22 protein-coding genes and 1 pseudogene are annotated in these 26,081 nt (G+C 68.8%); 9 read left to right on the forward strand and 14 right to left on the reverse strand.

Going from position 1 to position 26,081, the window contains the following annotated elements; genetic code table 11:
- The first annotated feature begins 22 nt into the window (after positions 1-22).
- From denD to AC1VNX_RS02235, 6 genes are read left to right on the forward strand one after another with little or no spacing between them, the layout of a single operon-like run.
- Positions 23-1,039, forward strand: coding sequence for a D-erythronate dehydrogenase (gene denD, locus AC1VNX_RS02210; RefSeq protein ID WP_483155284.1), 1,017 nt, complete (start codon positions 23-25; stop codon positions 1,037-1,039).
- Between the two features lie 5 nt (positions 1,040-1,044).
- Positions 1,045-2,316: a 3-oxo-tetronate kinase gene (otnK, locus tag AC1VNX_RS02215; protein ID WP_483155285.1), complete on the forward strand. Its 1,272-nt coding sequence runs from the start codon at positions 1,045-1,047 to the stop codon at positions 2,314-2,316.
- A complete protein-coding gene (locus AC1VNX_RS02220; protein ID WP_483155286.1) occupies positions 2,313-2,984 on the forward strand; it encodes a class II aldolase/adducin family protein in 672 nt (223 codons plus the stop codon). Before otnK ends, AC1VNX_RS02220 begins: the two co-directional genes overlap by 4 nt.
- A 12-nt stretch (positions 2,985-2,996) precedes the next feature.
- Positions 2,997-3,818: a 2-oxo-tetronate isomerase gene (otnI, locus tag AC1VNX_RS02225; RefSeq protein ID WP_483155287.1), complete on the forward strand. Its 822-nt coding sequence runs from the start codon at positions 2,997-2,999 to the stop codon at positions 3,816-3,818.
- Positions 3,815-5,017, forward strand: a complete 1,203-nt coding sequence (locus tag AC1VNX_RS02230; protein ID WP_483155288.1) for an amidohydrolase family protein — start codon at positions 3,815-3,817, stop codon at positions 5,015-5,017. Before otnI ends, AC1VNX_RS02230 begins: the two co-directional genes overlap by 4 nt.
- Positions 5,014-5,499 carry a RidA family protein gene (locus AC1VNX_RS02235; RefSeq protein ID WP_176665229.1) on the forward strand — a complete coding sequence of 162 codons (486 nt, stop codon included), beginning with the start codon at positions 5,014-5,016 and terminating at the stop codon, positions 5,497-5,499. Before AC1VNX_RS02230 ends, AC1VNX_RS02235 begins: the two co-directional genes overlap by 4 nt.
- On the opposite strand, the gene AC1VNX_RS02240 is transcribed toward AC1VNX_RS02235, so the two are convergent.
- The 13 genes and pseudogenes from AC1VNX_RS02240 to AC1VNX_RS02300 form a co-directional block, all read right to left on the reverse strand.
- Positions 5,492-6,172 (reverse strand): TetR family transcriptional regulator C-terminal domain-containing protein, encoded by a 681-nt coding sequence (locus AC1VNX_RS02240; protein ID WP_483155289.1) that lies wholly within the window; start codon positions 6,170-6,172, stop codon positions 5,492-5,494. The two genes, AC1VNX_RS02235 and AC1VNX_RS02240, sit on opposite strands and share 8 nt — an antisense overlap.
- Complete coding sequence (locus tag AC1VNX_RS02245) at positions 6,169-7,134, reverse strand: PDR/VanB family oxidoreductase (protein ID WP_483155290.1); 966 nt, start codon at positions 7,132-7,134, stop codon at positions 6,169-6,171. Before AC1VNX_RS02245 ends, AC1VNX_RS02240 begins: the two co-directional genes overlap by 4 nt.
- Before the next feature lie 37 nt (positions 7,135-7,171).
- Complete coding sequence (locus AC1VNX_RS02250; protein ID WP_478178903.1) at positions 7,172-7,762, reverse strand: NAD(P)H-dependent oxidoreductase; 591 nt, start codon at positions 7,760-7,762, stop codon at positions 7,172-7,174.
- Between the two features lie 155 nt (positions 7,763-7,917).
- A complete protein-coding gene (locus AC1VNX_RS02255) occupies positions 7,918-8,946 on the reverse strand; it encodes an ABC transporter substrate-binding protein (protein ID WP_483155291.1) in 1,029 nt (342 codons plus the stop codon).
- A gap of 59 nt (positions 8,947-9,005) precedes the next feature.
- Positions 9,006-10,388 (reverse strand): FAD-binding oxidoreductase, encoded by a 1,383-nt coding sequence (locus AC1VNX_RS02260; protein ID WP_483155292.1) that lies wholly within the window; start codon positions 10,386-10,388, stop codon positions 9,006-9,008.
- 129 nt (positions 10,389-10,517) lie between these two features.
- Positions 10,518-11,408: an ABC transporter permease gene (locus AC1VNX_RS02265; RefSeq protein ID WP_483155293.1), complete on the reverse strand. Its 891-nt coding sequence runs from the start codon at positions 11,406-11,408 to the stop codon at positions 10,518-10,520.
- The gene (locus AC1VNX_RS02270; protein WP_483155294.1) at positions 11,386-12,195 is read right to left on the reverse strand and encodes an ABC transporter ATP-binding protein; all 810 of its coding nucleotides are present in this window, start codon (positions 12,193-12,195) and stop codon (positions 11,386-11,388) included. Before AC1VNX_RS02270 ends, AC1VNX_RS02265 begins: the two co-directional genes overlap by 23 nt.
- Positions 12,192-13,013 carry a creatininase family protein gene (locus AC1VNX_RS02275; RefSeq protein WP_483155295.1) on the reverse strand — a complete coding sequence of 274 codons (822 nt, stop codon included), beginning with the start codon at positions 13,011-13,013 and terminating at the stop codon, positions 12,192-12,194. Before AC1VNX_RS02275 ends, AC1VNX_RS02270 begins: the two co-directional genes overlap by 4 nt.
- Before the next feature lie 178 nt (positions 13,014-13,191).
- A complete protein-coding gene (locus AC1VNX_RS02280) occupies positions 13,192-14,268 on the reverse strand; it encodes an autotransporter family protein (RefSeq protein WP_483161860.1) in 1,077 nt (358 codons plus the stop codon).
- A 95-nt stretch (positions 14,269-14,363) separates the two neighbouring features.
- Positions 14,364-15,857 (reverse strand): annotated as a pseudogene (locus tag AC1VNX_RS02285) (autotransporter outer membrane beta-barrel domain-containing protein); the annotation flags it as partial.
- A 68-nt stretch (positions 15,858-15,925) separates the two neighbouring features.
- A complete protein-coding gene (locus AC1VNX_RS02290) occupies positions 15,926-17,551 on the reverse strand; it encodes an MFS transporter (protein ID WP_483155296.1) in 1,626 nt (541 codons plus the stop codon).
- A 29-nt stretch (positions 17,552-17,580) separates the two neighbouring features.
- The gene (locus AC1VNX_RS02295) at positions 17,581-18,351 is read right to left on the reverse strand and encodes an amino acid ABC transporter permease (protein ID WP_483155297.1); all 771 of its coding nucleotides are present in this window, start codon (positions 18,349-18,351) and stop codon (positions 17,581-17,583) included.
- Between the two features lie 81 nt (positions 18,352-18,432).
- Complete coding sequence (locus tag AC1VNX_RS02300) at positions 18,433-19,191, reverse strand: basic amino acid ABC transporter substrate-binding protein (protein ID WP_483155298.1); 759 nt, start codon at positions 19,189-19,191, stop codon at positions 18,433-18,435.
- Positions 19,192-19,398: 207 nt separating this feature from the next.
- On the opposite strand from AC1VNX_RS02300, the gene AC1VNX_RS02305 reads away from it, so the two are divergent.
- Positions 19,399-21,087: a M28 family metallopeptidase gene (locus tag AC1VNX_RS02305; protein WP_483155299.1), complete on the forward strand. Its 1,689-nt coding sequence runs from the start codon at positions 19,399-19,401 to the stop codon at positions 21,085-21,087.
- Between the two features lie 13 nt (positions 21,088-21,100).
- On the opposite strand, the gene AC1VNX_RS02310 is transcribed toward AC1VNX_RS02305, so the two are convergent.
- Positions 21,101-21,601 (reverse strand): Lrp/AsnC family transcriptional regulator, encoded by a 501-nt coding sequence (locus tag AC1VNX_RS02310; RefSeq protein WP_483155300.1) that lies wholly within the window; start codon positions 21,599-21,601, stop codon positions 21,101-21,103.
- A gap of 175 nt (positions 21,602-21,776) precedes the next feature.
- Between AC1VNX_RS02310 and AC1VNX_RS02315 the strand changes: the two genes are divergently transcribed.
- Both AC1VNX_RS02315 and yajC read left to right on the forward strand, forming a co-directional pair.
- Positions 21,777-25,388 carry an indolepyruvate ferredoxin oxidoreductase family protein gene (locus AC1VNX_RS02315; RefSeq protein ID WP_483155301.1) on the forward strand — a complete coding sequence of 1,204 codons (3,612 nt, stop codon included), beginning with the start codon at positions 21,777-21,779 and terminating at the stop codon, positions 25,386-25,388.
- A 298-nt stretch (positions 25,389-25,686) separates the two neighbouring features.
- Positions 25,687-26,016: a preprotein translocase subunit YajC gene (gene yajC, locus AC1VNX_RS02320; RefSeq protein WP_483155302.1), complete on the forward strand. Its 330-nt coding sequence runs from the start codon at positions 25,687-25,689 to the stop codon at positions 26,014-26,016.
- Positions 26,017-26,081 lie beyond the last annotated feature (65 nt).

Here is a 26,081-nt window from a genome sequence, read left to right on the forward strand (position 1 = left end):
CGACGAAGAAAGACAAGACGACATGAACATCCTCATCACCGGCGGCTGCGGCTTTCTCGGCGCCCGCCTCACCCGCACGCTGCTCGCGGGCGGCAACCTCGCGCTGGCCGGCTCGGCCGCGCAGCCCGTCTCGCGCATCACCCTGGCCGACCGCGTGCCGCCGCCCGCCGACCTCGCAGCCGACGCGCGCGTGCAGTTCGTGCAGGGCGACCTGCTGGAGCAGCTCGGCAATGGCGCGTTGCCCATCGCCGACACGCAGCTCGTGTTCCACCTCGCCGCGGCAGTGAGCGGCGAGTGCGAGGCCGACTTCGACCTCGGCATGCGCAGCAACCTCGACGCCACGCACGGCCTGCTAGAAGCCGCGCGCCGCGCGAGCCACTCGCCGGTGTTCGTGTTCTCCAGCTCGGTCGCGGTGTTCGGCGATTCGCCCGAGCAGCGCCTGCCCGCGGTGATCGAAGACACCACGCTGCCCACGCCGCAGAACAGCTACGGCATCCAGAAGTTCATCGGCGAGCAGTTGGTGGCTGACTTCACGCGCAAGGGCTTCGTGCAGGGCCGCAACGTGCGGCTGATGACGGTGTCGGTGCGCCCCGGCCGGCCCAACGGCGCGGCCTCCAGCTTTTTGAGCGGCATGCTGCGCGAGCCGCTGGCCGGCGAGCGCGCGCGCTGCCCGGTGTCGCCCGACACGGCGGTCGCGCTGGCCTCTCCCGGCAACACCGTCGCGGGCATCGTGCGCGCGGCCACGGCCAGCGCCGCCGAGTGGGGCGCGCGCACTGCCATCAACCTGCCCGCATTGACAACCACCGTGCGCGAGATGGCGCAGGCGCTCGAACGCATCGCGGGTAAGGAAGCCACCGGCCTGATCGACTGGGAGCCCGACGCCGCCATCGCGAAGATCGTCACCAGCTGGCCCAGCCGCATCCACGCCGCGCGCGCCGAGGCGCTGGGCCTGAAGGCCGACGCCAGCTTCGACGCGATCCTGCGCGACTACGTGCGCGAGAACGCGCAGGCCGTGAAGCTGTCCATCGCGAAGGACTGAACGTCATGTCCAAGCTCGTGCTCGGCTGCATCGCCGACGATTTCACCGGCGCCACCGACCTCGCCAACAACCTCGTGCGCGCCGGCATGCGGGTGGTGCAGGCCATCGGCGTGCCCGAAGGTCCCCTTGCTGTCGACGTGGATGCGGTCGTCGTTGCGCTCAAGTCGCGCACCATCGCACCGGCCGATGCCATCGCCCAGTCGCTGGATGCCCTGCGCTGGCTGCAGTCGCAGGGCGCGCAGCAGATCTACTTCAAGTACTGCTCCACCTTCGACAGCACCGCGCAGGGCAACATCGGCCCCGTGACCGAGGCGCTGATGGACGCGATGGAATGCGACTTCACCATCGCCACGCCCGCCTTCCCCGACAACAAGCGCACCGTGTTCAAGGGCTACCTGTTCGCGGGCGACGTGCTGCTCAACGAGAGCGGCATGCAGAACCACCCCCTCACGCCGATGACCGACCCCAACCTCGTGCGCGTGCTGCAGGCGCAGTGCAAGCGCAAGGTGGGGCTGGTCGACTACGCGGTGGTGGCGCGCGGTGCCGCCGCCATCGAGGAGCGCATCACGCAGCTCAAGGCCGAGGGCGTTTCCATCGCCATTGTCGACGCGGTGTCTAACGACGACCTGCTGCGCATGGGCCCGGCGCTCGCGAAGATGCCGCTGGTGACGGCCGGATCGGGCGTGGCCATCGGCCTGCCGGCCAACTTCGGCCTTGCGCCCTCGTCGCAGGCCAGCGCGCTGCCCAAGGCCGGCGGCAAGTCGGCTGTGGTCTCGGGCAGCTGCTCGTTGGCCACCAACCGGCAGGTGCTCGACTTCATCCAGCGCGGCGGCGCGGCGCTCGCCATCGATCCGCTGCGCATCGCGGCGGGCGTGGATGTCGCGGCCGAAGTGCTTGCATGGGCCACGCCGCTGATCGACAAAGGCCCGGTGCTCGTCTACTCCACCGCCGAGGCCGGCGCCGTGAAGTCGGTGCAGGGCCGACTCGGCGTGGAAGAAGCCGGTGCGATGGTCGAGCGCGCCATCGCCGCCATCGCGCGTGGGCTGGTCGAGCGCGGCGTGCACCGGCTGGTGGTGGCCGGCGGCGAGACCTCGGGCGCCTGCGTGCAGGCGCTGGGCATCGCGCAGATGCAGATCGGCCCGCAGATCGATCCGGGCGTGCCGTGGTGCCATGCGCGCTCCGAGGCGGCGCCGGAGGCCGGCGTGCACATCGCGCTGAAGTCCGGCAACTTCGGCAGCGACGATTTCTTCACCAAGGCATTTACAGTGCTCGCATGACAGCAGAGAACGAAGCACGCGAGGAAATCTGCCGCGTCGGCCGCAGCCTGTTCGAGCGCGGCTATGTGCACGCCACGGCCGGCAACATCAGCGTGCGGCTGGACGACGGCGGCTTTCTCATCACGCCCACCGACGCCTGCCTCGGCTTTCTCGACCCGGCGCGGCTCGCGAGGCTCGACGCGCAAGGGCATCAGACCGGCGGCGACCGCGCCAGCAAGACCATCGCGCTGCACACGCGCATCTACGCTGCCGCGCGGAAGTTCGATGCGGACACCGCCTGCGTGATCCACACGCACAGCACGCACTGCGTCGCGCTCACGCTGAAGGCGCCCGGCGACGAACTGCTGCCCGCGCTCACGCCTTACTTCGTGATGAAGGTTGGCCATGTGCCGGTCATCCCGTATCACCGCCCCGGCGCGCCCGAAGCCGCTGAACAGGTCGCCCAGGCCATCGAGCGCTTCGGCGCCGCAGGCACGCCGATCCGCGCCGTGATGCTCACGCGCCTCGGTCCCAACGTGTGGCACGACACGCCGGCCGCCGCCATGGCCGTGCTCGAGGAACTCGAGGAAACCGCCAGGCTCCAGCAGCTCGCGCAGGCCGCAAGGCCCGAGCCGCTGGATGCCGATCAGATCGATGAACTGCGCCGCACTTTCGGCGCGCGCTGGTAGTAAAAACACCCCATGCCCCAATTCGCAGCCAACCTCTCGATGCTCTATCCGGAGCTCGCCTTCCTCGACCGCTTCGACGCCGCCGCGAAGGACGGCTTCAAGGCCGTGGAATACCTCTTTCCCTACGACTTCTCGAAGGAAGAAATCGTCGCCCGGCTGAAGCACAACGGCCTGCAGCAGGTGCTGTTCAACGGCCCGCCGGGCGACTGGAACGGCGGCGAGCGCGGGCTGGCCTGCCTGCCGGGGCGCGAGCCCGAGTTCCGCGAGGGCATCGCCAAGGCCATCGACTACGCCGTGGCGCTCGACTGCCCGCGCATCCATGTCATGGCCGGCCTCGTGCCCGCAGGACAGCAGCGCGACGCGCTGCAGCCGGTGTACGTCGACAACCTGCGCTGGGCTGCCGCCGAAGCCGCCAAAGCGGGCCGCGACGTGCTGATCGAGCCGATCAACACGCGCGACATTCCGGGCTTCTTCATCAACCGGCAGGACCATGCGCACGAGATCGTCGAGACCGTGGGCGCGCCCAACCTCAAGGTGCAGATGGACCTGTACCACTGCCAGATCGTCGAGGGCGACGTGGCGATGAAGATCCGCAAGTACCTGCCGACCGGCCGCGTCGGCCACATCCAGATCGCGGGCGTGCCCGAGCGCAACGAGCCCGACACCGGCGAGCAGAACTACCCCTACCTCTTCGACGTGCTCGACGAGGTGTCGGCGCAGTGCGGCTGGCAGGGCTGGGTGGGCTGCGAGTACCGGCCGCGCCGCGGCTCGGAGCCCGGCGGCACTTCGGCCGGCCTCGGCTGGCTGCGCGACTGGAAGCAGCGGCGCGCATGAAGCTCGAAGGGCTGCGCATTCCGGCGCCGCTGCGTGGCTTCGCGGCGGGCGAGGCGCAGCTGTTCGACATCGTGCTGGCGGGCGACAGGGTCGGATCGATCACGCCCAGCGCACAACAGCAGCAGCAAGCCAAAGGCACGCTGCTGAGCGCCCTGGTCGAGGCGCATGCGCACATCGACAAGAACTACACCGTGCAGGACGTGGGCGCCGCGCAGGGCAACCTGTTCGTCGCCATCGAGCGCATGAACCGCCACCGCGAGAGCTGGACCGGCGAATCGCTGCGCCTGCGCATGGAGCGCGCGCTGCGCGACGCCTGGCAGTCAGGCACCCGCGCGCTGCGCACGCACCTCGACTGGGTGCAGCCCGAGCCGCCGGCCGCGCTGGCGGTGTTCGAGGCGCTGCGCGAGGAATGGCGCGGGCGCATCGAGCTGCAGTTCGTCTCGCTCACGCCGCTCGACCTGTTCGCCGACATCGAGGCGGGCGAGCGCATCGCGCGCGAGGTGAAGCGCACGGGCGGCGTGCTCGGCGCCTTCGTCTATCGCAACGAGGGCATCGTCCACAAGCTGGGGCGGGTGTTCGATCTCGCGCAGCAGCACGGCCTGTCGCTCGACTTCCACGTCGACGAGGGCCTAGACATCGAGGCCACCGGCCTGCGCAGCATCGCCCAGCTGGTGCGTGCGCGCGACTTCAGGCATGGCGTGGTCTGCGGCCATGCCTGCTCGTTGTCGGTGCAGGAAGACGCGGTTGCGGCCGAGACGCTCGCGCTGTGCGCCGGCGCGGGCATCCACATCGTCGCGCTGCCCACCACCAATCTTTACCTGCAGGGCGCGTGGGACCGCACGCCGGTGAGCCGCGGCATCACGCGCATCCACGAAGCGGCGGCACGGGGCTTGCGTGCGAGCCTGGCGACCGACAACGTGCAGGATGCCTTCTATCCCTACGGCAGCTACGACCTGCTGGAGACCTTCGGCCTCGGCGTGCAGGTGGCGCACCTCGCGCCGGCCGGCGACTGGCTCGACACCATCACCGTGAGCCCCGCGAAGGCGCTGGGGCTCGCATGGGACGGGCGCATCGCGCCGGGCTGCCCGGCCGACCTGCTGGTGTTGTCGGCCACCGGGGAACATGAACTGATCGGCCCGCGCGGGCGGCAACGCACCGTCATCCGCGCCGGCCAGGCACTGGAGAGCAACGAACGATGAGCATGGGCAAGCCAATGGCCAACTACGCGGCCGCCAAGCGCGTGGGCGATTTCGTCTTCATGAGCGGCGTGGTCGCCGTCGACCCGGCCACGCGCCGCGCGGTCGCCGGCTACGACGCCATCCCCGAAGAAGCGCGTACCGCCTTGCAAAGCGTGGGCTACGCCACCGGCCAGATGTCGGTGGATGTGTTCGAGGCGCCCATCGTCGCGCAGAGCTGGTTCGTGCTGGAGCGCATCCGCCAGATCGCGGCCGAGCACGGCGGCACGATGGAAGACGTGGTGAAGCTGGTGCAGTACTTCCGCCACCTGCCGCACTACGCCTTCTACAACCGGGTGCGCGGCCTGTTCTATCCGGGAGAGCCGCCGGTGAGCACGGTGGTGGAGGTGTCGCGCTTCCTGCCGGGGGACGAGGTGCTGGTGGAAGTCGAAGCCACCATGTACCTGCCCCGGACCGCCTTCTCGTCGTCTTCCTCGTCTACCTGACGCCGGCGCCCTTGAGCAGGAACTCGGTCACCTGCTCGATCAGGTAGCGCCGGTCCTTGCTGTCCTTATCCTGACCCTGGCCCTGCTGGGCCGTGTCGCGAAAGTAGGCGGCCTGCGTGGCGTGGTCGGCGTAGAACTGGGTCACGGCCCAGATATGGAACAGCACCAGCATCGGGTCGGCCTCGTCCATCAGGCCCTGGTTCATCCAGTTGCGGATCACGGCGGCGGCCTGGTCGGTGCGCTGCTTGCTCGTGTCCATCATGCTGTTGAGCACCGGCGCGCCGCGCATCATCTCGGCGGTGAAGATGCGCGAGCGCAGCGGGTGCTCGAACGAGAACATCATCTTGCGGCGGATCAGGTCGCCCAGCACCTTGCGCGGGCCGAAGGCCTCGTCGCTGAAGCCGAACACCACGATCCAGTCGTTGAGGATGTCCTGCAGCACCTGGCGGTACAGCGCCTCCTTGCTGTCGATGTAGTAGTGCAGCTGCGCCTTCGACAGCCCCGCCTTGTCGGCGATGGCCTGCGTCGACGCGCCGGCCAGCCCCTCGCTCGCGAACACCTCGATGGCGGCCTGGTTGATGAGGCCGAGCACCTGCGTGTACTTGCGCGAGCGGCCGCGCGTGGCGGGCGCCTCGCCGTCGCTCTCTTCCGTGATGGCGGCGCGTGCGTTCACAGCTGCAGTTCCAGTTCCAGCCCCTTGGCGCGCGAGCAGCACAGCGCCACCTTGTGGCGGCGCTCGCTGCCCGTGAGGCAGAAGTCGCGGTGCTCGGCGCCCTCGCCATCGCCCTCGACCACGCAGGTGCCGCACAGCCCCTGCTGGCACGACACCGGAATGTCGATGCCGACCTCGTGCAGCGCGTCGACGGCGGTCTGGTCGGCCGCCACCGGCACCGTGATGCCGCGCTTGGCGAGCTTCAGCGTGAAGGGCAGGCCGGCGGCCGCGCCCGCGTCGGTGGGCGCGGCGAAGTACTCGGCGTGCAGCGCGTCTTCGGGCCAGTGCGCGGCGGCGTCGCGCACCGCCTGCATGAAGCCGCCGGGGCCGCATACGTACAGGTGCGTGCCGGGAGCGCGCTCGGCCAGCAGCGAGCGCAGGTCGATGCGCTGCGAGGCATCGCCCTGGTCGAGATGCAGCCGCAGGTGCGGCGCCAGCGCAGGCATGCGCAGCGCGTCGGCGAAAGCCAGGTGCTCCTCGCTGCGCGCGAACACGCACAGCGTGAAGGCCGCGCCGCGCGCCGCGAGCGCCTGAGCCATCGCCAGCAGCGGCGTCATGCCGATGCCGCCGGCCAGCAGCAGGTGATGCGTGGCCTCCTCGCGCAGCGGGAAGGTGTTGCGCGGCGCGCTGATCGGCAGCAGGTCGCCCTCGCGCACACGCTCGTGCATCGAGGCCGAGCCGCCGCGGCTCGACAGCTCGCGCTTCACGCCGATCACGTAGCGCCCCGCGTTGGCGGCCGATGGCGCGCGCGCCAGCGAGTACTGGCGCGAGAAGCCGCCGGGCATGTGCACGTCGATGTGCGCGCCGGCCTCGTAGGAAGGCAGCGGCCGGCCCCACGGGTGGGCCAGCTCGAAGGCCAGGATTTCCGGCGTCTGGCGCGAGATGCGTTCGACGCGGACGGTGAGCGTGCGTTCGAGGCTCATGATGTTGTGTCTCCCTCTGGAGTCGGTGGCTCTTCTGCTAGATGCTGCCCAGCTTGCGCGAGACGCGTTCGATGAAATGGGTGCGGTCGCTCGCGGTGACGGCGTTCATGTCGTGCAGCTGCAGCCAGGTCACCTTGCAGCGCCACGCGAAGAGCGCGCGCAGCGCCCGCGTGAAGAGCCGCCTGCCCGGATCGCCGATGACCATCACGAACCAGCGCGGCGAGCCGCCGGTGGTCACCACCGTGAGCCGCCGGATGTGCCGCATGCCCGACCTCGCGAGCTGTCCCTTGCGTTCCGCCGGCAGGAAGGCCACGCCCGGCAGCCACACCCGCTCCAGCCAGCCCTTGAGCATCGACGGCGGCCCGTGGAACCAGGTGGGAAACACGAACACCAGGTGCTCGGCCCACAGCAGCGCTTCGACGTGGGGTTTCACACGTTCGCGTATCAGGTCGGGGTTGTCGAGGTAGGCGATGCGCTCTTCGCATGTCAGCGTGGGGTCGAAGCCCTCGGCGTACAGGTCGATGGCCTTGACGGGATGTCGCGGCTGGAGCGCCTCGAGGGCGGTGCGGTAGAGCGCGTGGTTGAAGCTGTCAGGGTTCGGATGGCAATGGACGACGAGCGTTTTCATGGTTGAGGGCCGGTTCGCCCGGCGGTTGTTGGCCGCCGGCGAGACGGGGTCAGAGCCCAGGGGGTGAAAGGCCGCGCGGTGCCTTATGGCAACCCAGGCGCCGGCATCTGACCCCGGCGCAAGCCCCGCGCGACCCGCGGGAAAAATCGGTGTGCTTACTTGCCCGTGAGCTTCTTGCGCACGTCGATGCCGACGCCCTTGTTCACGAACTGCGTGGTGACCACCTTCGACAGGTCGACCTCGCCGGGCTTGTACAGGCCGGCCTTGACCATCTTGTCGTAGAAGTCCTTCACGCGGGCCTCGTCCATCGCGCCGATGCCCTTGGTGAGCGATTCGCCGCTGTCGACGATGCCCATCTTCTTCATCAGCTCGATGGAGCCCTGCGAGGCAGCCACGGGCGAGTCGGGGTTGATCTTGGCGATCATCTCGTTGGCGGCCTTGTTGTCGCCGTAGAGGTAGTTGTTCCAGCCGATGATCGAGGCCTCGACGAACTTGCGCACCGTCTCGGGCTTGGTCTTGATCAGGTCGGCGCGCGTCTCGATGGTGGTCGAGTAGGTCGAGAAGCCGTTGTCTGCCAGCAGCTGCACCACCGGGTCGAAGCCGGCCTGCGCCTTGATCGACAGCGGCTCCGAGATGGCGTAACCCTGCTGGATCGACTTCTTGTCGGCCAGGAACGGGCCCACGTTGAAGGTGTAGGGCTTGAGCTGCGAGTCCTTGAAGCCGTGCTCCGACTTCATCCACTGCCAGAAGCTGAACTGGCCGTCCTTGCCGATGAAGGCCACCGGCGCCTTGGTCATGTCCTTGAAGGTGTCGAAGCCCTGGCCGGGGTGCGCGAACATGGCCTGCGGGTCCTTCTGGAAGAAGGCGGCCACCACCACGGTTGGCACGCCGTTCTTCACGTTGTCGAAGGACTGCAGCAGGTTGCCGGTCATCAGGAAGTCGACCTTGCCGGCCGGCAGCATCGGCCGGTTGTTGACCATCGGGCCGCCCTGCTGGATGTCGACGTCGAGGCCGTACTTCTTGTAGGTGCCGTCCACCAGCGCCTGGTAGAAGCCGCCGTGGCCGGCCTGCGCCTTCCAGTTGGTGGCGAACACCACTTTTTCCTGCGCCTGCACGGCGAAGGCGGCGCCCGCGAGGGCGAGGCCGAGAACGAGCGGGCGAAGAGCGAAGGCGGGAATGCGCATGGGAACGTGCTCCTGTGGAGGTTTCGTTGAAAAGTACGGGATGCGGAGACTAAGGCTTTTCAGCGCCCGACGGCCATGTCGGCGCGCCAGCCGCGTGTTTTTCCAGGGTTCATCAGGCCCATCGGGTCGCTGCGCTTCTTGAACTCGATCTGCTGCGTGTCGATGGTCTTCATGCCGCCGTCCTCGATGGTCACGACATGCGGGTTGAAGATCACGCAGCCGCCCTGCGATTCGATCTCGCGAATCACCTCGTACTGGTGGTCCTTGCCCTTCCAGCGCACCAGCAGGATGCCGAAGGTGCCGCACTCGCCGTTGGCGCGCGCGAAGTCCTGGTGCTGCAGCACGTCGTCGCCGAAGATCTCGAGGTGCCGCTCGACCACCGACGGATCGAAGGGCTGGGCGTAGGCCACCTGCAGGTAGGTCCAGCCGCGGTCGGCCTTCAGTGCCTGCAGCGTCGTGTGGTTGAAGGCGCACTCGTAGGCGGGAGGCAGGCCTTCGGCGAGCAGCTCGGCCTCGGTGCCGGCCACCGAGATGGTGCCGCCCTGCGCTGTAGCGAGCGCGCGGAAGTCGGCCATCGACTCGGGCGAGACCATCGCGAACACCGCGTGACGGTCGGCCGGGAAACGGTCGCGCATGGCGGTGTAGTAGGGCGAGAAGCGCGCCTCGACCGTCGAGAGCAGGAAGATGTCGAGCGAGGGCGCCTGCGCGGCAATGCCGAAGTCGAGGGCGCCGCGATAGGTGTCGAACAGCACCGTGCAGTGCACCCAGTCGACGGCCGGGCTCAGCGCCACTTCCACGTCGAGGATCACGCCGTTGGTGCCGTAGGCGTGGTGCACCTGCTGGATCTCGTCGCCGTGCAGCTCGATGACGCGCGGCTCGCGCTCCACCGTCATCACGCGCGCGCGCAGCAGGTTGCCCGGGTCGCGAAGGATGCCGTGGCGGAACGAGCCGATGCCGCCGAAGCCGCCCGCGATGAAGCCGCCGATGGAGGCCACGTGCCAGGTCGAGGGCCACATGCGCAGCGCCTGCCCGGTCTCGCGCGCGGCGAGGTCGATGTCGTGCATGCGCGCGCCGGCCTCCACGCGGATGCTGCCGGGCTGGATGTCGAGCACGCGGCACATCTGCGTCACGTCGAGCACGATGCCGCCTTCCAGCGGCACGCACTGGCCGTAGTTGCCAGTGCCGCCCGCGCGCACCGTGAGCGGCAGCCTCCACTTCGCGGCCACCGAAGCGGCCTGGCGCACGTCGTCCTCGGTGCCGACCTTCACCACCAGGTCGGCCACGCAGCCCGCGAGCTGCTCGGTGAGGATGGGGCTGTACCAGTAGAAGTCCTTCGACAGCTGCTTGCGCTGGCCGGGCGCGGTGATCACGTTGAGGCCGCGCAGATCCTCGCGCACGGCGTTCCAGTCGACGTTCGCGGGGGAAGCGTGTGTCGAGTTCATCGAGCCTGCGTCCAGGGGACGTCTTTGCAAGGGAACACCGCGGAACCGGCTTTGCCGGGCCGCAGGTGTTGCCCCCGGTCGGGGGTTGGCGAAGCGACACGAAGTGCGCGCAGCCTGGGGGTGAGCAACTTACCTTTCACGACGCATCTCGCTTTCGTGCCAGTGGCCGAGGACCAGGCGCGACAGTGCGGCGAACACGATGAAGATCAGGATACCCAGCAAGGACACCAGCAGCAGCGCCGCGAACATCATCGGAATCTCGGTGCGGAAGCTCGATTCGAGAATGCGCGAGGCCAGCCCCGTCTCCTTGCCCGCCGTGCCGGCCGTGAACTCGGCCACCACCGCGCCGATCAGGCTCAGGCCGCCCGCGATTTTCAGGCCCGCCATGAAGTAGGGCAGCGCGCTGGGCGCGAGCAGGTAGCGGAAGGTCTGCCACGGCGAGGCCTTGTAGAGCTGGAACAGGTCGCGAAGGTTGCTGTCCGCGCTTTTCAGGCCGATGACGGTGTTCGACAGGATCGGGAAGAAGGCCACGATCCACGCACACAGCAGCAGCGCCGCCGTGGTGCTCGACACGTAGATCAGGATCAGCGGCGCGATCGCGATGATCGGCGTCACCTGCAGGATCACCGCGATCGGGAACAGGCCGATCTCCACCCATTTGAACAGCGCGAAGGCGATCGCCAGCAGCACGCCGCCCACGATGGCCGCGACCAGCGCCAGCAGCGTGAGCTTGACGGTGAACCACAGCGCGCCGGAGAGCGAATCCCAGTTGTCGAACAGCGTGCGGATGATGAGCGAGGGCGCGGGCAGGATGTAGTGCGGGATGTTGTTGGCGCGAACCGTCCATTCCCACACCAGCAGCAGCAGCGCGACGATGGCCGCGGGCACCACGATGCGCAGCATCGACTCGCGCCGGCGCAGACGGTCTTCGTGCGCGCGCAGCGCGGCCTCGGAGGGCGCAGCGCCGGCATCCGCGAGAGGGCCGGCTGCGTTGGTCTCAGTGATCGATGTCGAGGCCATGCAGGGCTCCATGCAGCGATTGCGACACCGCGGTGCAGTGCGCGTTGTAGCGGGTCGAGGTGCGGAAGTCTTCGCCGCGCGGATAGGGCTCGTCGATGCGGATCTCGTCGATCACGCGGCCGGGCCGCGCGGCCATCACCACGATGCGGTTCGACAGATACACCGACTCGTACACGCTGTGCGTGACGAACAGCACCGAGAAGCGGTGCTCGCGCCAGATGGCCAGCAGGTCGTTGTTGAGCTTGATGCGCGTCATCTCGTCGAGCGCGGCGAAGGGCTCGTCCATCAGCAGCAGGCGCGGGTGCGTGACCAGCGCGCGCGCGATCGACACGCGCATCTTCATGCCGCCCGAGAGCTCGCGCGGGTACACGTCGGCGAAGCGCGAGAGGCCGACCATCTCCAGCGCCTGCTTCACCACCGGCGCGGCGGCGTCGCGGCTGGTGCCGGCGAGCTTGAGCGGCAGCCAGACGTTGTCGAACACCTTGGCCCAGGGCATGAGCGTGGGTTCCTGGAACACGAAGCCCAGGTCGCGGTCGGTCTTGCCGTTCTTGTTGGTGGCGGCACCGCTCCAGTGCATCTCGCCCGAACTCAGGCGCGTGAGCCCCGCGATGAGGCGCAGCGCGGTGCTCTTGCCGCAGCCCGAGGGGCCGAGGAAGCTGATGAAGTCGTGCTCGCCGATGTCCAGCGACATGCCCTGCAGCGCGAGCGTGCCGTTGGCGAAGCGCTTGCTGACGTTGCGCAGGCTGACCAGCGGCGCGCCGGCAGCGGTGGTGGCGTCGGCGCTCATTTCCAGGCCGGCTGGTTGGCCAGGCGCGAGAGCGGGAAGCGGTCGACCTCCTGCAGCAGCTCGACGAAGCGGCGGCCCACGTGGTCGAGCACGGCCGCGCCTTTCTCTGCGGTGGCGCGCGTGGCGTCGCCGGCGGCGCCTGCCGGGTTGATGTCGTGCATCTGCCAGCCGAGCTTGCCGCTGGGCGTGATCGAGAGGAACTTGTTCTCGACGGCCAGCTGCTCGGTCATGGAGCTGAAGTTGCGGAACTGGTCGCGGCGCACGTAGTCGGGCGTGAGGTGCAGCATCACCGAGCTTTCGAGGTCGCCGGCGTGGATGCCGTGCCTGCCTTCGTGCGCGGTGAACAGGCCCTCGGGCAGGCCCAGCGTGTACCAGTTGGCGGCCACGACCATCATGCCGTGCTCCTCGCGCAGGTCGCGTGCGACGATGTCCATCACGCTCATCTGGCCGCCGTGGCTGTTGTAGAGCACCAGCTTGCGCACGCCGGCTTTGGCGACGCAGGCGCCGATGTCCTTCCACATCGAGATCAGCGTGTTTGCCGACACCGTGAGCGTGCCCGGGTAGCGCGAATGCTCGTTGCTCTTGCCATAGGGCACGGTGGGCAGGAACAGCACCGGCAGGTCGTCGGGCAGGTGCGGCAGCGTGGCGCGCACCATGCCGTCGATGGTGGCGGTGTCGGTCGACATCGGCAGATGCGGGCCGTGCTGCTCGGTGGCGCCCACCGGCAGCACGGCGATGAGCCGTTCGCGGTCGAGGCGGGAGAACTCTTCGCTGGTCAGGTCGGACCAGAAGCGGCTGCGCAGGGGCGGCGGATTCATCTTGGGTGTACCTCGTGGCGCCGGGCGTGGCGGTGGCTTAAATTATCCATACGGTCAAAAAAGATGGACTATCCGTGGATACCCGACGATTTACTGCCATGCAAGCCGCGTGCCATCAAATTCACCCAAATGGTCAAGAAACGGGTATTCCACGGTCGGCGGCCAGTGGCCGCCGGGCTCACCAGCGCAGGCGCATCCCGACCTGCCCTTGCCAGCTGGTCTGCTGGGTGTTGCCCACGGCGCTGGTGTAGGCCAGCCCGCCGTAGACCGCCAGCTTCCTGTTCAACTGCCCGACGATGCCGCCGCCCGCCTCCAGCGCGCCCGAGTTGCGGCGGTTGACGACCTGGTCGGTGGGCCCGAGGTAGATCGCGTTGCTGCCGCTGAAGGTGTGCCACAGGTTGAGCTTGAGATACGGCTTCCACACGCCGCCGCCGGCCTCGAAGCGCCCTTCGAGCCGCGCGCCCAGCCGGCCGGTGACGGCGTTGTCGCGCTGGAAGCGCACGGAGGAGATGCCGTCGTCGAAGCTGTCGAGCGAGCTGCGCTGCCAGATCAGCTGCACCTGCGGCTGCAGCGTGACGTTGTCGCTGAGCGCCAGCGGGTAGCCGGCCTCGATGGACGCGGTCACGCTGGTGCCGTGCGAACGGCCGCCGCGCCCGAGGGTGGAGCGCGCATCGGCCTTGTAGCGCGTGGCCAGCAGCACGGCGTCGCTGTACCAGCCGCTGCTCGCGATGCGGGTCCAGTAGGCGCCCAGGCTGTAGCCCTCCACGGTGATGCGGCCGGCCGCCTCGTTGGTGGCGCCGTCGGCGATGCCGCTCGCATTGCCGCTGGCGCGGGTGTAGCCGCCCAGCACGCCGACGCGATGGCGTCCGCCCGATGCATCGGTGGCGGCGAGGAAGTCGTGGCCCAGTTGCAGGCCACTGACGCTGCCGTCGAACTGCGGGTTCGCGTCGCCGCGCAGGCGCTGCCGCGTGCTCTCGCCGAACACGCGGCCCCACGAGGCCTGCCTGCCTTCACCGGTGGCATCGTCGGCGAGCAGTTGCTGGTCGCCCTGCCGGTCGTGGAAGGTGCCCAGCTGCGCCAGCCCAGCCGGCGCACAGCGATCGGCAAGGCGCTGTAGAGCGGGATCTCGGGCCGGTAGAGCTTGACCTGCTCCACCGGCATCGGCGTGCCCGAGGCCTCGGCCTCCTCGATCGCTTCCTCCAGCGAGCCCACCACGTGCCCGCCGACCAGGTAGCCGTTGTTGCGCAGATACCAGTTGCCCGGGTTGGCGCCGGTCGCGCCGCCGCGGAAGAGTCGGTAGCCGTAGGCGCCGGCCTCCACCGCTTGCGTCAGCGAGAAGGCGCCGTCGGCGGTGGTGCCGCCGTTGACCGCCTGCACCACCAGGATGCCGTCGGCCAGCGTGGGCGCGCCCATGCCGCCGCGGTTGACCACGCGCAGGCCGGTGGCGCCGGAAGCCGCGCCGCCGTCGATCACCAGCCTGTCGGACGGCGAGTTGTCGCCCGCCAGCACCGTGTTGACCTGCACCAGCGCGCCGCTGCCGCCGAAGTAGTTGCCGCGCACCGTGAAGGCGCCGAAGTTCACGCCGTCGTTCGGGCCGGGCAGCAGCGTGCCCTGGTTCGTCACGCTGCCGGCGAAGGTGCCGGTGCCGGCCACCGTGGCGCCGGGCAGCACGGTGATGGCGGGGCTGGTCAGCGTGGCGGGCAGGGTGAAGCGCCCGGACTCCACCCGCACCGAGTCGGAAAAGGTCGCATCAGTCAGCCAGGACCACGCGGTGCCGCGCATCGTGAGGTTCTGGAAGTTGCGCAAGGCGTTGTCGACCGTGCCGCTGCCTTCGAGAAATGTGCTGGCGGTCTTGCCGACGCCGCCGTCGGCGCCGCCGCGGATGACCGAGCCCGTCTGCAATATCAGCGTGCCGTTGCCCAGCGCGCCCATGTAGATCGCGTCGGTGTTGGCCGCGCCGCCGTGGCCCTCGATGGTGCCGGCGTTGACCAGCGTGTCGTTGCCGTTCTGGCCGCGATAGCCGTAGCCGTTGGCGCTCGACAGCGTGGCGCCGGCGCGGTTCTCCACGCGCGAGAAGAAGCTGGTGCCCAGCGTGTTCGCGTGCACCGCGTCGGCCCCGCCCGAGGGCGAGTTGGCGCCGGTGGTGGCGATGCTGCCGGTGTTCACCAACAGGTTGGCCACGAGGTTGCCGCCCTGCAGGTACACGCCCTTGGCAGAACTGCCGCTGGTCGTGATGCTGCCGCTGTTGATGACCGTGTTGCCCGGCCCCAGCGTGGAGATGCCGTGCGAACTGCCGCCCGTGGTGCTGATGCTGCCGTTGTTGGTGATCAGCGTGCGCGTGCTGCTGTTGGACGTGACCAGGATGCCCGAGGTGCCGCTGCTCGTGGTGCGGATCGTGCCGTTGTTGGTCATGGCGTTGTCGTTGCCCGTGGCCACCATCGCCGCGCGCGCCGAGCCCGAGCCGCCAGAGACGGTGATGGTGCCGTTGTTCGTGATGGTGCTGGCGTCGCGTACCAGCAGCGCCTGCGTGGCGTTGGTGCTCAGCGTGGCGCCGCTGTTCACGGTGATGGCGACGCCGGTGCTGCCCGGCGTGGCGATCACGCTGGCCGGGCCGGTGGTGGTGCCGTCGCAGACCACGCTGTCGCCGGTGTTCGGCGTGGTGGTGGGGCCGCATGCGGCGCCGGCGGTGGCGCCCGCCAGTCCCGCGACGGCGGCGGCGAGCCATGGAAGAGGAGATGCCGCAAAGGCCGCATGGCGGCGCCGAGACCTGTCGCGTTGCTCCATACGCATGGCTCTTGCTCCTTCTTGTTCTTCGCAAGGCCGTGGGGGCCCGGCGCGGCCCATTATTCAGGGCATTCGACAATCAGGAAACCGACGAACTTCCGTATCACAGGGTCCGACCGGATGCCGGTTCAGCGCCTCACGATGTACCGCGTGACGACCGGCGACGACTCGCCGATGTGGAAGGCGAGCCTGCGTTCGCGCAGCGCCATGTCGCTGGCCGTCGCGCGGTTGAAGCGGCGCAGGTGGTCGGTCCAGGTCTCGTCGACGATCTGCTCCACGTAGCGCTCGGGTTGCACGATGTCGTGCAGCAGCTCCCAGCCGATGGCGCCCTGGCTCAGGCGCGCGCGGCGCGTCTGCTGCATCACGAGGTGGAAGGCTGCGGCGCGGGCGGGGTCGATGAGGTATTCGACGGTGATCACCACGCGGCCGGTTTCCTCCGGCGCCTTCGTCGGCGGACCGGCGGCCCAGCCGGCCTGCGCGGGGCTGGTGTCGTCCTCGCCGCTGAGGTCGGTCACCCAGCGCAGCGCCGCGAGCATCAGCAGCGTGCCGCTGACGGCGGCCACGCACAGGCTCGCGACCAGCGAGCTGACGGTGGCCACCTGCCCCCAGATGGCCGCGCCGATCGCGCTCGCGCCCATGATCGCCATCTGGTACATCGACATGCCGCGCGCGCGCACCCAGTCGGGCAGCGCGAGCTGGGCCGACACCGAGAGCGAGTTGGCCACCGTGATCCACGCCATGCCGCCGAAGAACATCGCCGGCACCGCGATCCACGCGTTGGGCGCGAAGGCCATCACCGCCGTGGCGCCCGACTGCAGCAGCGTGCCGCGCAGCACCAGCTGGTCGCGCCCCATCGCCTGGCGCAGCCGGGGCAGGAACAGCACCGCCACGATCGCGCCCGCGCCCATGGCCGCCAGCAGCAGCGTGAAGGTGCCCGCGCCGCCGCCCTGCAGGTTGCGCGCCAGCAGCGGCAGCAGCGCCAGCAGCGCGGTCGAGTGGAAGAAGAAGATCGAGATGCGCGTGAGCACCGCGCGCATGCGCTGCGACTGCCGCACGAACTGCACGCCCACGCGCATTGCACTGATGAGCTTCTCGCGGCCCAGCGGGTTGGGCGTGTGCTCGCGCCGCCAGCGCAGCACCACGAAGCCCGAGGCCACCGACAGCACCGCGTTCAGCGCGAACACCCAGATGCTGCCCGCGCTCGCGATCAGCATGCCGGCGGTGAGCGGGCCCACGATGCGCGATGCGTTCATCGCGATGCCGTTCAGGCCCAGCGCTGCCGGCAGCTGCGTGCGCGGAACCAGCTCGGGCACGATGGCCGCGAACACCGGCCAGCGCAGTGCCAGCCCGATGCCGTTGGCGAAAGTCAGCGCCAGCAGCAGCGGCGCGGTCATGAGGTCGAGCGCCAGCGCGGCGCACAGCACGATGGCGGTGCCGGCCAGCCAGAACTGCGTGGCCACCAGCCAGCGCCGGCGGTCGAGGATGTCGGCCAGCGCGCCGCTGGGCAGGCCCAGAAGGAACACCGGCAGCGTGGAGGCCGACTGCACCAGCGCCACCCAGATCGGCGAAGAAGTGAGCGTGGTCATCATCCACGCTGCCGCCACGTCGTTCATCCACATGCAGATGTTGGCGACGAGCCAGGTGCTCCACAGCATGCGGAACACGGGGAGCTGGAGGGGCACGAGGGCCGCGAACTTCGTCGGCTGCGGCCTCGCTGGCGGGATGGGTGTCTCTTCGGGGGATATGGGCGGCATGTGGCGCTATTCTGGCGCGCCTGCCGCCGTCATCCCCTGTCGCTGCGGGCGAGGCGGTGTTCGAGGCGGCGAAGAAGCGTCGTCAGCACCAGCGTCATGACCCAGTAGATCACCGAGATCGCGAGGTACGGCTCCCAGTAGCGCGCATAGGCGCCGGCCACGGTGCGCGCGGCATACGCCAGCTCGGCCAGGCCGATGGCGGAGACCAGCGACGTATCTTTCAGCAGCGCGATGGCGTTGTTGCCCAGCGGCGGCAGCATGCGGCGGAAGGCCTGCGGCAGCACCACGTAGCGCATCACCTGCACGGGCGTGAAGCCGATCGAGCGGCCCGCGTCGAACTGGCCGCGCGAGATCGACTGGATGCCCGCGCGGAACACTTCCGAGATGTAGGCCGCCGAGTTGAGCGTGAGCGCCACCACGCCCGAGATGAGCGCGCCGTGCTCCTGCTTGAGCGTGCGTGCGAGCTCGCCGTCGATCAGGATGCCCGAGGTCGGGTGGATGAACACCGGCATCACCGCGAAGTGGATCAAGAGGATCTGCACGAACAGCGGCGTGCCCCGGAAGAAGCTCACGTACACCGTGGCCGGCCAGCGCAGGAAGAAGCGCGCCACCCAGGTCCACGGCGCGTGGCGCGGATGCGCCAGCCGCGCGAGCGCGAGGCACAGCCCCCAGCTCGAGCCCAGCAGCACGCAGACCACCGTCATGCGCAGCGTCATCCATGCGCCCTGCCAGAACAGGTCCTTGTACTCAACGAGGATGTCCCATCGGAACCATCCAAACAGCAGGATCGGTTGTTCCATGCTTGCGTCCTCAACTCTCAGTCAACGAAAAAACGAAACGGCCGCTGGAGGGCGGCCGTGTTCAGGGAAATACCGTGCGGCTCAGCGCACGTTCGGGTCCTTGTTGAACCACTTCTTGTAGATCGTCACGTAGCTGCCGTCGGCGCGGATGGCGGCGAGGCCGGCCGTGAGCTTGTCCAGAAGCGGCTTGTCGCCCTTCTTCACGACGATGCCGAAGCCCTCTTCGGGAAAGGACTTGTCGTCCAGCGTCTTCAGATCGGGGTTCTGCGCCACGCGGTAGGCGATCACGCCGTTGTCGCCCATGGCGGCATCGACGCCGCCGCCGGCCAGCTCGGAAATGATGAGCGGCGTGCTCTCGAAGCGGCGGATGTCGGGGTTGGTCTTGCCGAACTCGCGCGAGGCGATGTCGTCGGCGGTGGAGGCGCTGACCACGGCGATCTTCTTGCCGGCCAGGTCCTTCAGCGAGGCGACCTTGCTGTTCTTCGGCAGCGCGATCAGCTGGCGGGCCGCGAAGTACGGCGGCGTGAAGTCGTAGCTCTGCTTGCGCTTCTCGTTGATGGTGACGCCCGAGATCACGAGGTCGACGTCGCCGTTGTTCAGCGCGCCGAAGATGCCGGTGAAGGGTGTGTTGACGATCTTGATCTTCAGGCCCTGCTGCTTGGCGATGGCGTTGATGATGTCGATGTCGAAGCCGACGATCTGCTTGTCCTTGTTCTCGAAGGCGAAGGGCGCGTAGGTGGCGCTGGAAGCCACGATCAGCTCGCGGTTCTGGGCCTGGGCGCCAAAGGCGAGCGTGGCGGCGGCGAGGCCGAAAGCCAGGGCGCGGCGGAGGGAGTTCATTCGGGGTCCTTGTTGTTCGCCGTCCGGCGGGAGGAAGGTGGTGGGCGGGGATTTTAGGCTGTCGCTATCGGTGGCCTTCCGTTGGACCTGTTCCGGGGATCGCCGCGCGAGGCCAACTAAGGTTCTCCGGGCGGAACGAAGGGCATCGGCCGGCAATCGCTGCCCGCTGGCTAGCATCCGGGGCTTTCCGGCCCAGGAGCGCCTTGCATGACGACACAGCGGCTCGCTACCCTTGCTTCCCATCTTCTTTGCGGCATCGGCCTTGCATCGGGCGCCGCCGTCGCGCTGGCGGCGGATTCCGCGACGCCGCGCTTCGATCCGCAGCGCCTCTCGCAGATCGTGAAGACGGTCTCGGGCGACGATTTCGAGGGCCGCGCGCCGGCCACGCCGGCGGAAGCGAAGACGGTCGACTACCTCATCGCCCAGTTCAAGGCCGCCGGCCTCGCGCCCGGCGGCGATCTCGAAGGCGGCCGGCGCGGCTGGACGCAGTCGGTGCCGCTGGTGAAGACCGAGTTCCGAGGCACGCCGCAGATCACGCTGCAGGTGGGCACGCAGCGAGACGCGCTGGCGCAGGGCGAGCAGATCGCGGTGCGCGCGGCGCTCGACGGCTCGACCGCGGTGTCGATCCAGCAGGCGCCGCTGGTCTTCGTGGGCTATGGCGTGAGTGCGCCCGAGCGGCGCTGGGACGACTACAAGGGCGTCGACCTGAAGGGCAAGATCGCCGTGGTGCTGGTGAACGACCCCGACTTCGAGACCGGCAGCGGCGACTTCGGCGGCAAGGCCATGACCTACTACGGCCGCTGGACCTACAAGTTCGAGGAGGCCGCACGCCGCGGCGCGCTGGGCGTGCTGATCGTCCACGAGACCGCGCCTGCCGCCTACGGCTGGGCCACGGTCAAGAACTCCAACACCGCGACCATGCTCGACATCGAGCGCGAGCAACCCGCGTCGGTGCACCCGAAGCTGGAGGGCTGGATACAGCGCGACGTGGCGGTCGACCTGCTGCGCCGCGCGGGGCTGGACTTCGAGGCGCAGAAGAAGCTCGCGCAGACGCGCGAGTTCCAGCCGCAGCCGCTGAAGGACGCGAGCCTGTCGGCCGAGTACGCGATCGACCGGCAGGTGATCGTGTCGAAGAACGTGGTGGGGCGCGTCGAGGGTCGCAAGCACCCGGACGAGACGGTGATCTACAGCGCCCATTGGGACCACCTCGGCGTGGGCGCGCCCGACGCGAAGGGCGACCGCATCTACAACGGCGCCGTCGACAACGGCACCGGCCTGGCCGCGCTCATCGAGATGGGGCGTGCCTTCGCGAGCGCGCGCCACAAGCCCGAGCGCTCGGTCGTCTTCCTCGCGGTGACGGCGGAGGAGCGCGGCCTGCTGGGCTCCGAGTTCTACGGCGCGAAGCCGCTGTACCCGCTCGGGAAGACGGTGGCCGTGCTCAACATGGACGCGCTCAGCCCCGAAGGCCCGGCGCGCAACTTCAGCACCTCGGGCAGCGCTGTCTCGCAGCTGCAGGATCTGCTGGTGGAGCAGGCGCGCGGCTTCGGCCTGGCCTACGCGCCCGACCCGCATCCGGAGGCCGGCTACTTCTTCCGCTCCGACCATTTCTCCTTCGCCAAGCGCGGCGTGCCCGCGCTGTCCTTCGCCTCGGGCAACGACCTGGTGGACGGCGGCCTCGCGGCGGGCGAGGCGGCGAGCAAGGCCTACACCGCCGAGCGCTACCACCAGCCGGCCGACGAGTGGCGCGCCGACTGGTCCTTCACTGGCATGGCGCACGACCTGCCGCTGCTCTACCGCGTGGGCGAGACGCTGGCGAACAGCCGGCGCTGGCCGGAGTGGGGGCAGTCGTCGGAATTCCGCGCGGTTCGCGAGGCGAGCCGGGCCGAGCGGCGCTGAACTGTCCCGAAGGCTAGGAGGCGCGCGGCCGGCCGGCGCCTGCGCCGAGGTGCGCCAGCGGCAGCGCGCTGCTGGCTTTCACCTCGCCCAGCGAGAAGCTGGTGTGCAGGTCCTTCACGTTCGGCAGGTTCATCAGGTGCTGCCGCGCGAAGGCCGAGAAGCTGTCGAGGTCCTGCGCCACCACCTGCAGCTCGAAGGTGCCGGTGCCGCTGATGTAGTGGCAGGCGATCACGTCGGGCAGCTTGCGGATCGCGTCTTCCAGCCGGCGGGTGGCCTCGTGGGTGACGCGCTCGGTATCGACCCGCACGAAGGCGAGCACGCCCAGGCCGATCTTGTGGCGGTCGATCTCGGCGTGGTAACCCTTGATGAAGCCGGCTTCCTCCAGCGCGCGCACCCGGCGCCAGCAGGGCGCGGCCGACAGGCCCACGCGCTGCGCAAGCTCGGCGTTGGTAAGGCGTCCGTCGGCCTGCAGTTCTTGCAGGATTGCGAGGTCGAACTTGTCGATGCTTTCCATGGATGCCGATGTTAAGCAAGATTCTTTCTGGAAGCTCGTTTTTCCGGGCAAAGAACGCAAACACCTGTCGCGGACCCCGGCATACACTTTGCGTGATCATGGGCTCGTGCCCTACCCGGGCACAGACCCAGAAACAGCCAGGCCCACGAGGCCCTGCCAAACGGAGACATACGACATGAATGCACCGCTACCCGCGCACATTCGCAAGGCCCTAGAAACCGTCACGCTCGACGACAAATATTCCCTCGACTACGGCCGCGCATTCATGAGCGGCGTGCAAGCCCTGGTGAAGCTGCCCATGCTGCAGCGGCTGCGCGACCAGCAGGCCGGCAAGAACACCGCCGGTTTCATCAGCGGCTATCGCGGCTCCCCGCTCGGCGGCTATGACCAGGCGCTGTGGAAGGCCAGCAAGTTTCTTAAAGAGCAAAACATCGTCTTCCAGCCCGGCGTGAACGAAGAGCTCGCGGCCACCGCGCTCTGGGGCACCCAGCAGCTGGGCTTCTCCCCGCAGGGCACCAACAAGTTCGACGGCGTCTTCGGCATCTGGTACGGCAAGGGCCCGGGCGTGGACCGCTGCTCGGACGTCTTCAAGCACGCCAACATGGCCGGCACCACCGAGTTCGGCGGCGTGATCGCGGTGGCAGGCGACGACCACATCTCCAAGAGCAGCACCGCCGCGCACCAGAGTGACCACATCTTCAAGGCCTGCGGCACGCCGGTGTTCTTCCCGGCGAACGTGCAGGAAATCCTCGACCTGGGCATCCACGCCTTCGCCATGAGCCGCTTCTCGGGCGTGTGGTCGGGCATGAAGACGATCCAGGAGATCGTCGAGTCGAGCGCCACGGCCATGATCGATCCGGAGCGCGTGGAGATCGTCATTCCCACCGACTTCGAGATGCCGCCCGGCGGCCTGCACATCCGCTGGCCCGACCATGCGCTGGAGCAGGAAGCCCGGCTCATGCACTACAAGTGGTACGCCGCGCTGGCCTACATCCGCGCCAACCGGCTCAACCACAACGTGATCGAGGGCCCCAACGACCGCTTCGGCATCATGGCCAGCGGCAAGGCCTACAACGACACCCGCCAGGCGCTCATCGACCTGGGCCTGGACGACGCGGCCTGCCGCCAGCTCGGCATCCGCCTGCACAAGGTGGGCGTGGTGTGGCCGCTGGAGGCGCAGCTCACGCGCCAGTTCGCCACCGGCCTGCAGGAGATCCTGGTGGTCGAGGAAAAGCGCCAGGTCATCGAATACCAGCTCAAGGAAGAGCTCTACAACTGGCGCCCCGACGTGCGGCCCAACGTGGTCGGCAAGTTCGACGAGGGCGAGGTGCACGCGGCCGAGGGCTACTCGGGCGGTGAATGGTCGATGCCCAACCCGACCTCGCACACGCTGCTGCGCGCCAACGCCGACCTGAACCCGGCGCTCATCGCCAAGGCCATCGCCACGCGCCTGAAGAAGACCGGCCTGCTGGCCGCCGCCGGCGCCGACATGGCCGCGCGCATCGACGCGCAGCTCGCCATCCTCGAAGCCAAGGAGCGTTCGATGGTGGTGCAGCAGGCTTCCACCAGCGTGGTCGACGCCACGCGCCAGCCCTGGTTCTGCTCGGGCTGCCCGCACAACACCAGCACCGTGGTGCCCGAGGGCTCGCGCGCGATGGGCGGCATCGGCTGCCACTTCATGGCGACCTGGATGGACCGTTCCACCATCGGCTTCACGCAGATGGGCGGCGAGGGCGTGCCGTGGGTGGGCCAGCAGCCCTTCACCACCGACCAGCACATCTTTGCGAACCTGGGCGACGGCACCTACTTCCACAGTGGCCTGCTGGCCATCCGCCAGAGCATCGCGGCGGGCGTGAACATCACCTACAAGATCCTCTACAACGACGCGGTCGCCATGACCGGCGGCCAGCAGGTCGGCGAACGGCCCGAAGGCCACTCGGTGCTGCAGATTGCCGAGAGCCTGCATGCCGAGGGCGCGAAGAAGGTCGTGATCGTGACCGACGAGCCCGAGAAGTACGAGGGCGTGAACATCCCCGGCGACCACGTGCAGGTCAAGCACCGCGACTTGCTCGACGACGTGCAGCGCGAGTTCCGCAAGATCGCGGGCACCACGGCCATCATCTACGACCAGACCTGCGCCACCGAGAAGCGCCGCCGCCGCAAGCGCGGCACGGCCGTCGATCCGGCCAAGCGCGTGGTCATCAACGAGCTGGTCTGCGAAGGCTGCGGCGACTGCAGCGTGCAGAGCAACTGCCTGAGCGTGGAGCCGCTGGAGACCGAGTTCGGCCGCAAGCGCACCATCAACCAGAGCAGCTGCAACAAGGACATGAGCTGCCTGAAGGGCTTCTGCCCGAGCTTCGTGACGGTCGAGGGCGGCCAGCTCAGGAAGAAGGGCAAGAACAAGGCGGCCACGCCGGCCGAGTTCGGCCTGCTGCCCGAGCCCTCGATTCCGTCGCTGGCCGGCGGCAGGGTGTGGGGCGTGGTGGTGGCGGGCGTCGGCGGCACCGGCGTCATCACCATCGGCCAGTTGCTGGGCATGGCCGCGCACATCGAGGCCAAGGGCATCGTCACGCAAGATGCCGCCGGCCTTGCGCAGAAGGGCGGCGCCACCTGGAGCCACGTGCTCATCGGCGATACGCAGGACGACATCCGCACCACGCGCGTGGGCACGGCGGCGGCCGACCTGATCCTGGCCTGCGACCCGCTGGTCACGGTGAATGCCGAGACCATGGCCCGCATGCGCGAAGGGCGTACGCACGTGGCGCTCAACAGCCACAGCGCGCCGACGGCGGCCTTCGTGCGCAACGCCAACTGGAAGAACCCCGAGGAAGCCTGCGCCGCCGAGATCGCGCGCGCCGTGGGCGTGGACGGCGTGGGCAGCTTCGACGCCGACGCCACCGCGACCACGCTGATGGGCGACACCATCTACGTCAACCCGATGATCCTGGGCTACGCCTGGCAGAAGGGCTGGATCCCGCTGGCGCACGAGTCGCTGATGCGCGCCATCGAACTGAACGCCGTGGCCGTCGAGAACAACAAGGCCGCCTTCGAATGGGGCCGCCAGGCAGCGGTGCGGCCGGAAGAGCTGCAAAAGCGCGTGCGCCCGGGCCAGGTCATCGAGTTCAAGAAGCGCGAGTCGGTCGAAAGCATCGTCGCGCGCCGCGCGGAGTTCCTCACCGGCTACCAGAACGCCGCCTACGCCGACGAATACAAGCGCTTCGTGGGCAAGGTGCAGCAGGCCGAGTCGTCCGTGGGCAAGAGCACGGCGCTGTCCGAAGCGGTGGCGCGCTATCTCTTCAAGCTGATGGCGTACAAGGACGAGTACGAAGTCGCCCGCCTGCACACCGACCGCACTTTCCTCGACCGCGTCGAGGGCATGTTCGAAGGTGACTACAGGCTCAACTACCACCTGGCGCCGCCGATCATCGCGAAGAAGAACTCCAAGGGGCAGCTGCAGAAGCAGAAGTTCGGCCCCTGGATGCTGACCGGCTTCAGGTTCCTCGCGAAGCTCAAGGGCCTGCGCGGCACGGCGCTCGACGTCTTCGGCCGCACCGAAGAGCGCAAGACCGAGCGCGCGCTGATCGGCGAGTACCGCGCGGCCATCGAGGAAGTCATCGGCGCGCTGCGCGCCGACAACCACGCGCTGGCGCTGGAGATCGCCAGCCTGCCCGAGCAGATCCGCGGCTACGGCCACGTGAAGGACCGCAACCTGGCGGCAGCCCGCACCCGCTGGAGCGAGCTGATGGGCAAGTGGCGCAACCCGCAGGGGCAACGCGCGGCGGCCTGATCTTCAGGGCCGCTTCAGGACCGGCCGACCATGCAAAGAGCGCCCATCGGGCGCTCTTTGCTATTGAAACGGGAGCAGAACGACGGCCTCCCGGGCAGCCGGAAAGCCCTCCCCGCCGCGCCGGATAAGGGCTCCGGGCCGCCATCCGCGCCGAATACAATGCCCGGTGCTGCGCGGCCAGGCCCCGCCGCGCTTTGACTTGCGGTCCGCATCCCTCGCGACCGCGAAGCCCAAGGAACCGCGGGCGTGACCCGCGCTCCCGCCGCTTTCTTTCCTTTTCCCTCTGCTGGAGACTCTCTTGTTCATTTCCTCTGCTTTCGCCCAGACCGCGCCCGCCGCAGGCGGCGGCGACATGATGTCCTCGCTCGGCAGCATGCTGCCCCTGGTGCTGATGTTCGTGGTGCTGTACTTCGTCATGATCCGGCCGCAGATGAAGCGCCAGAAGGAAGCCCGCGCCATGATCGAGGCGCTCGCCAAGGGCGACGAAGTCGCCACCGCCGGCGGCCTGCTCGGCAAGATCACCTCGCTGAACGACCAGTACCTGGGCCTCGAGATCGCCAACGGCGTCGAGATCAAGATCCAGCGCAGCGCCGTGGTGCAGGTCCTGCCCAAGGGCTCCGTCAAATAAAAGCGTGAGCTGACCTTGCGCCTTCGGGCGCGGGGCCCCAATTCACGCCGTGTTCCGTTTCAGAA

The organism is Variovorax sp. TLI9-5A (assembly GCF_056867935.1).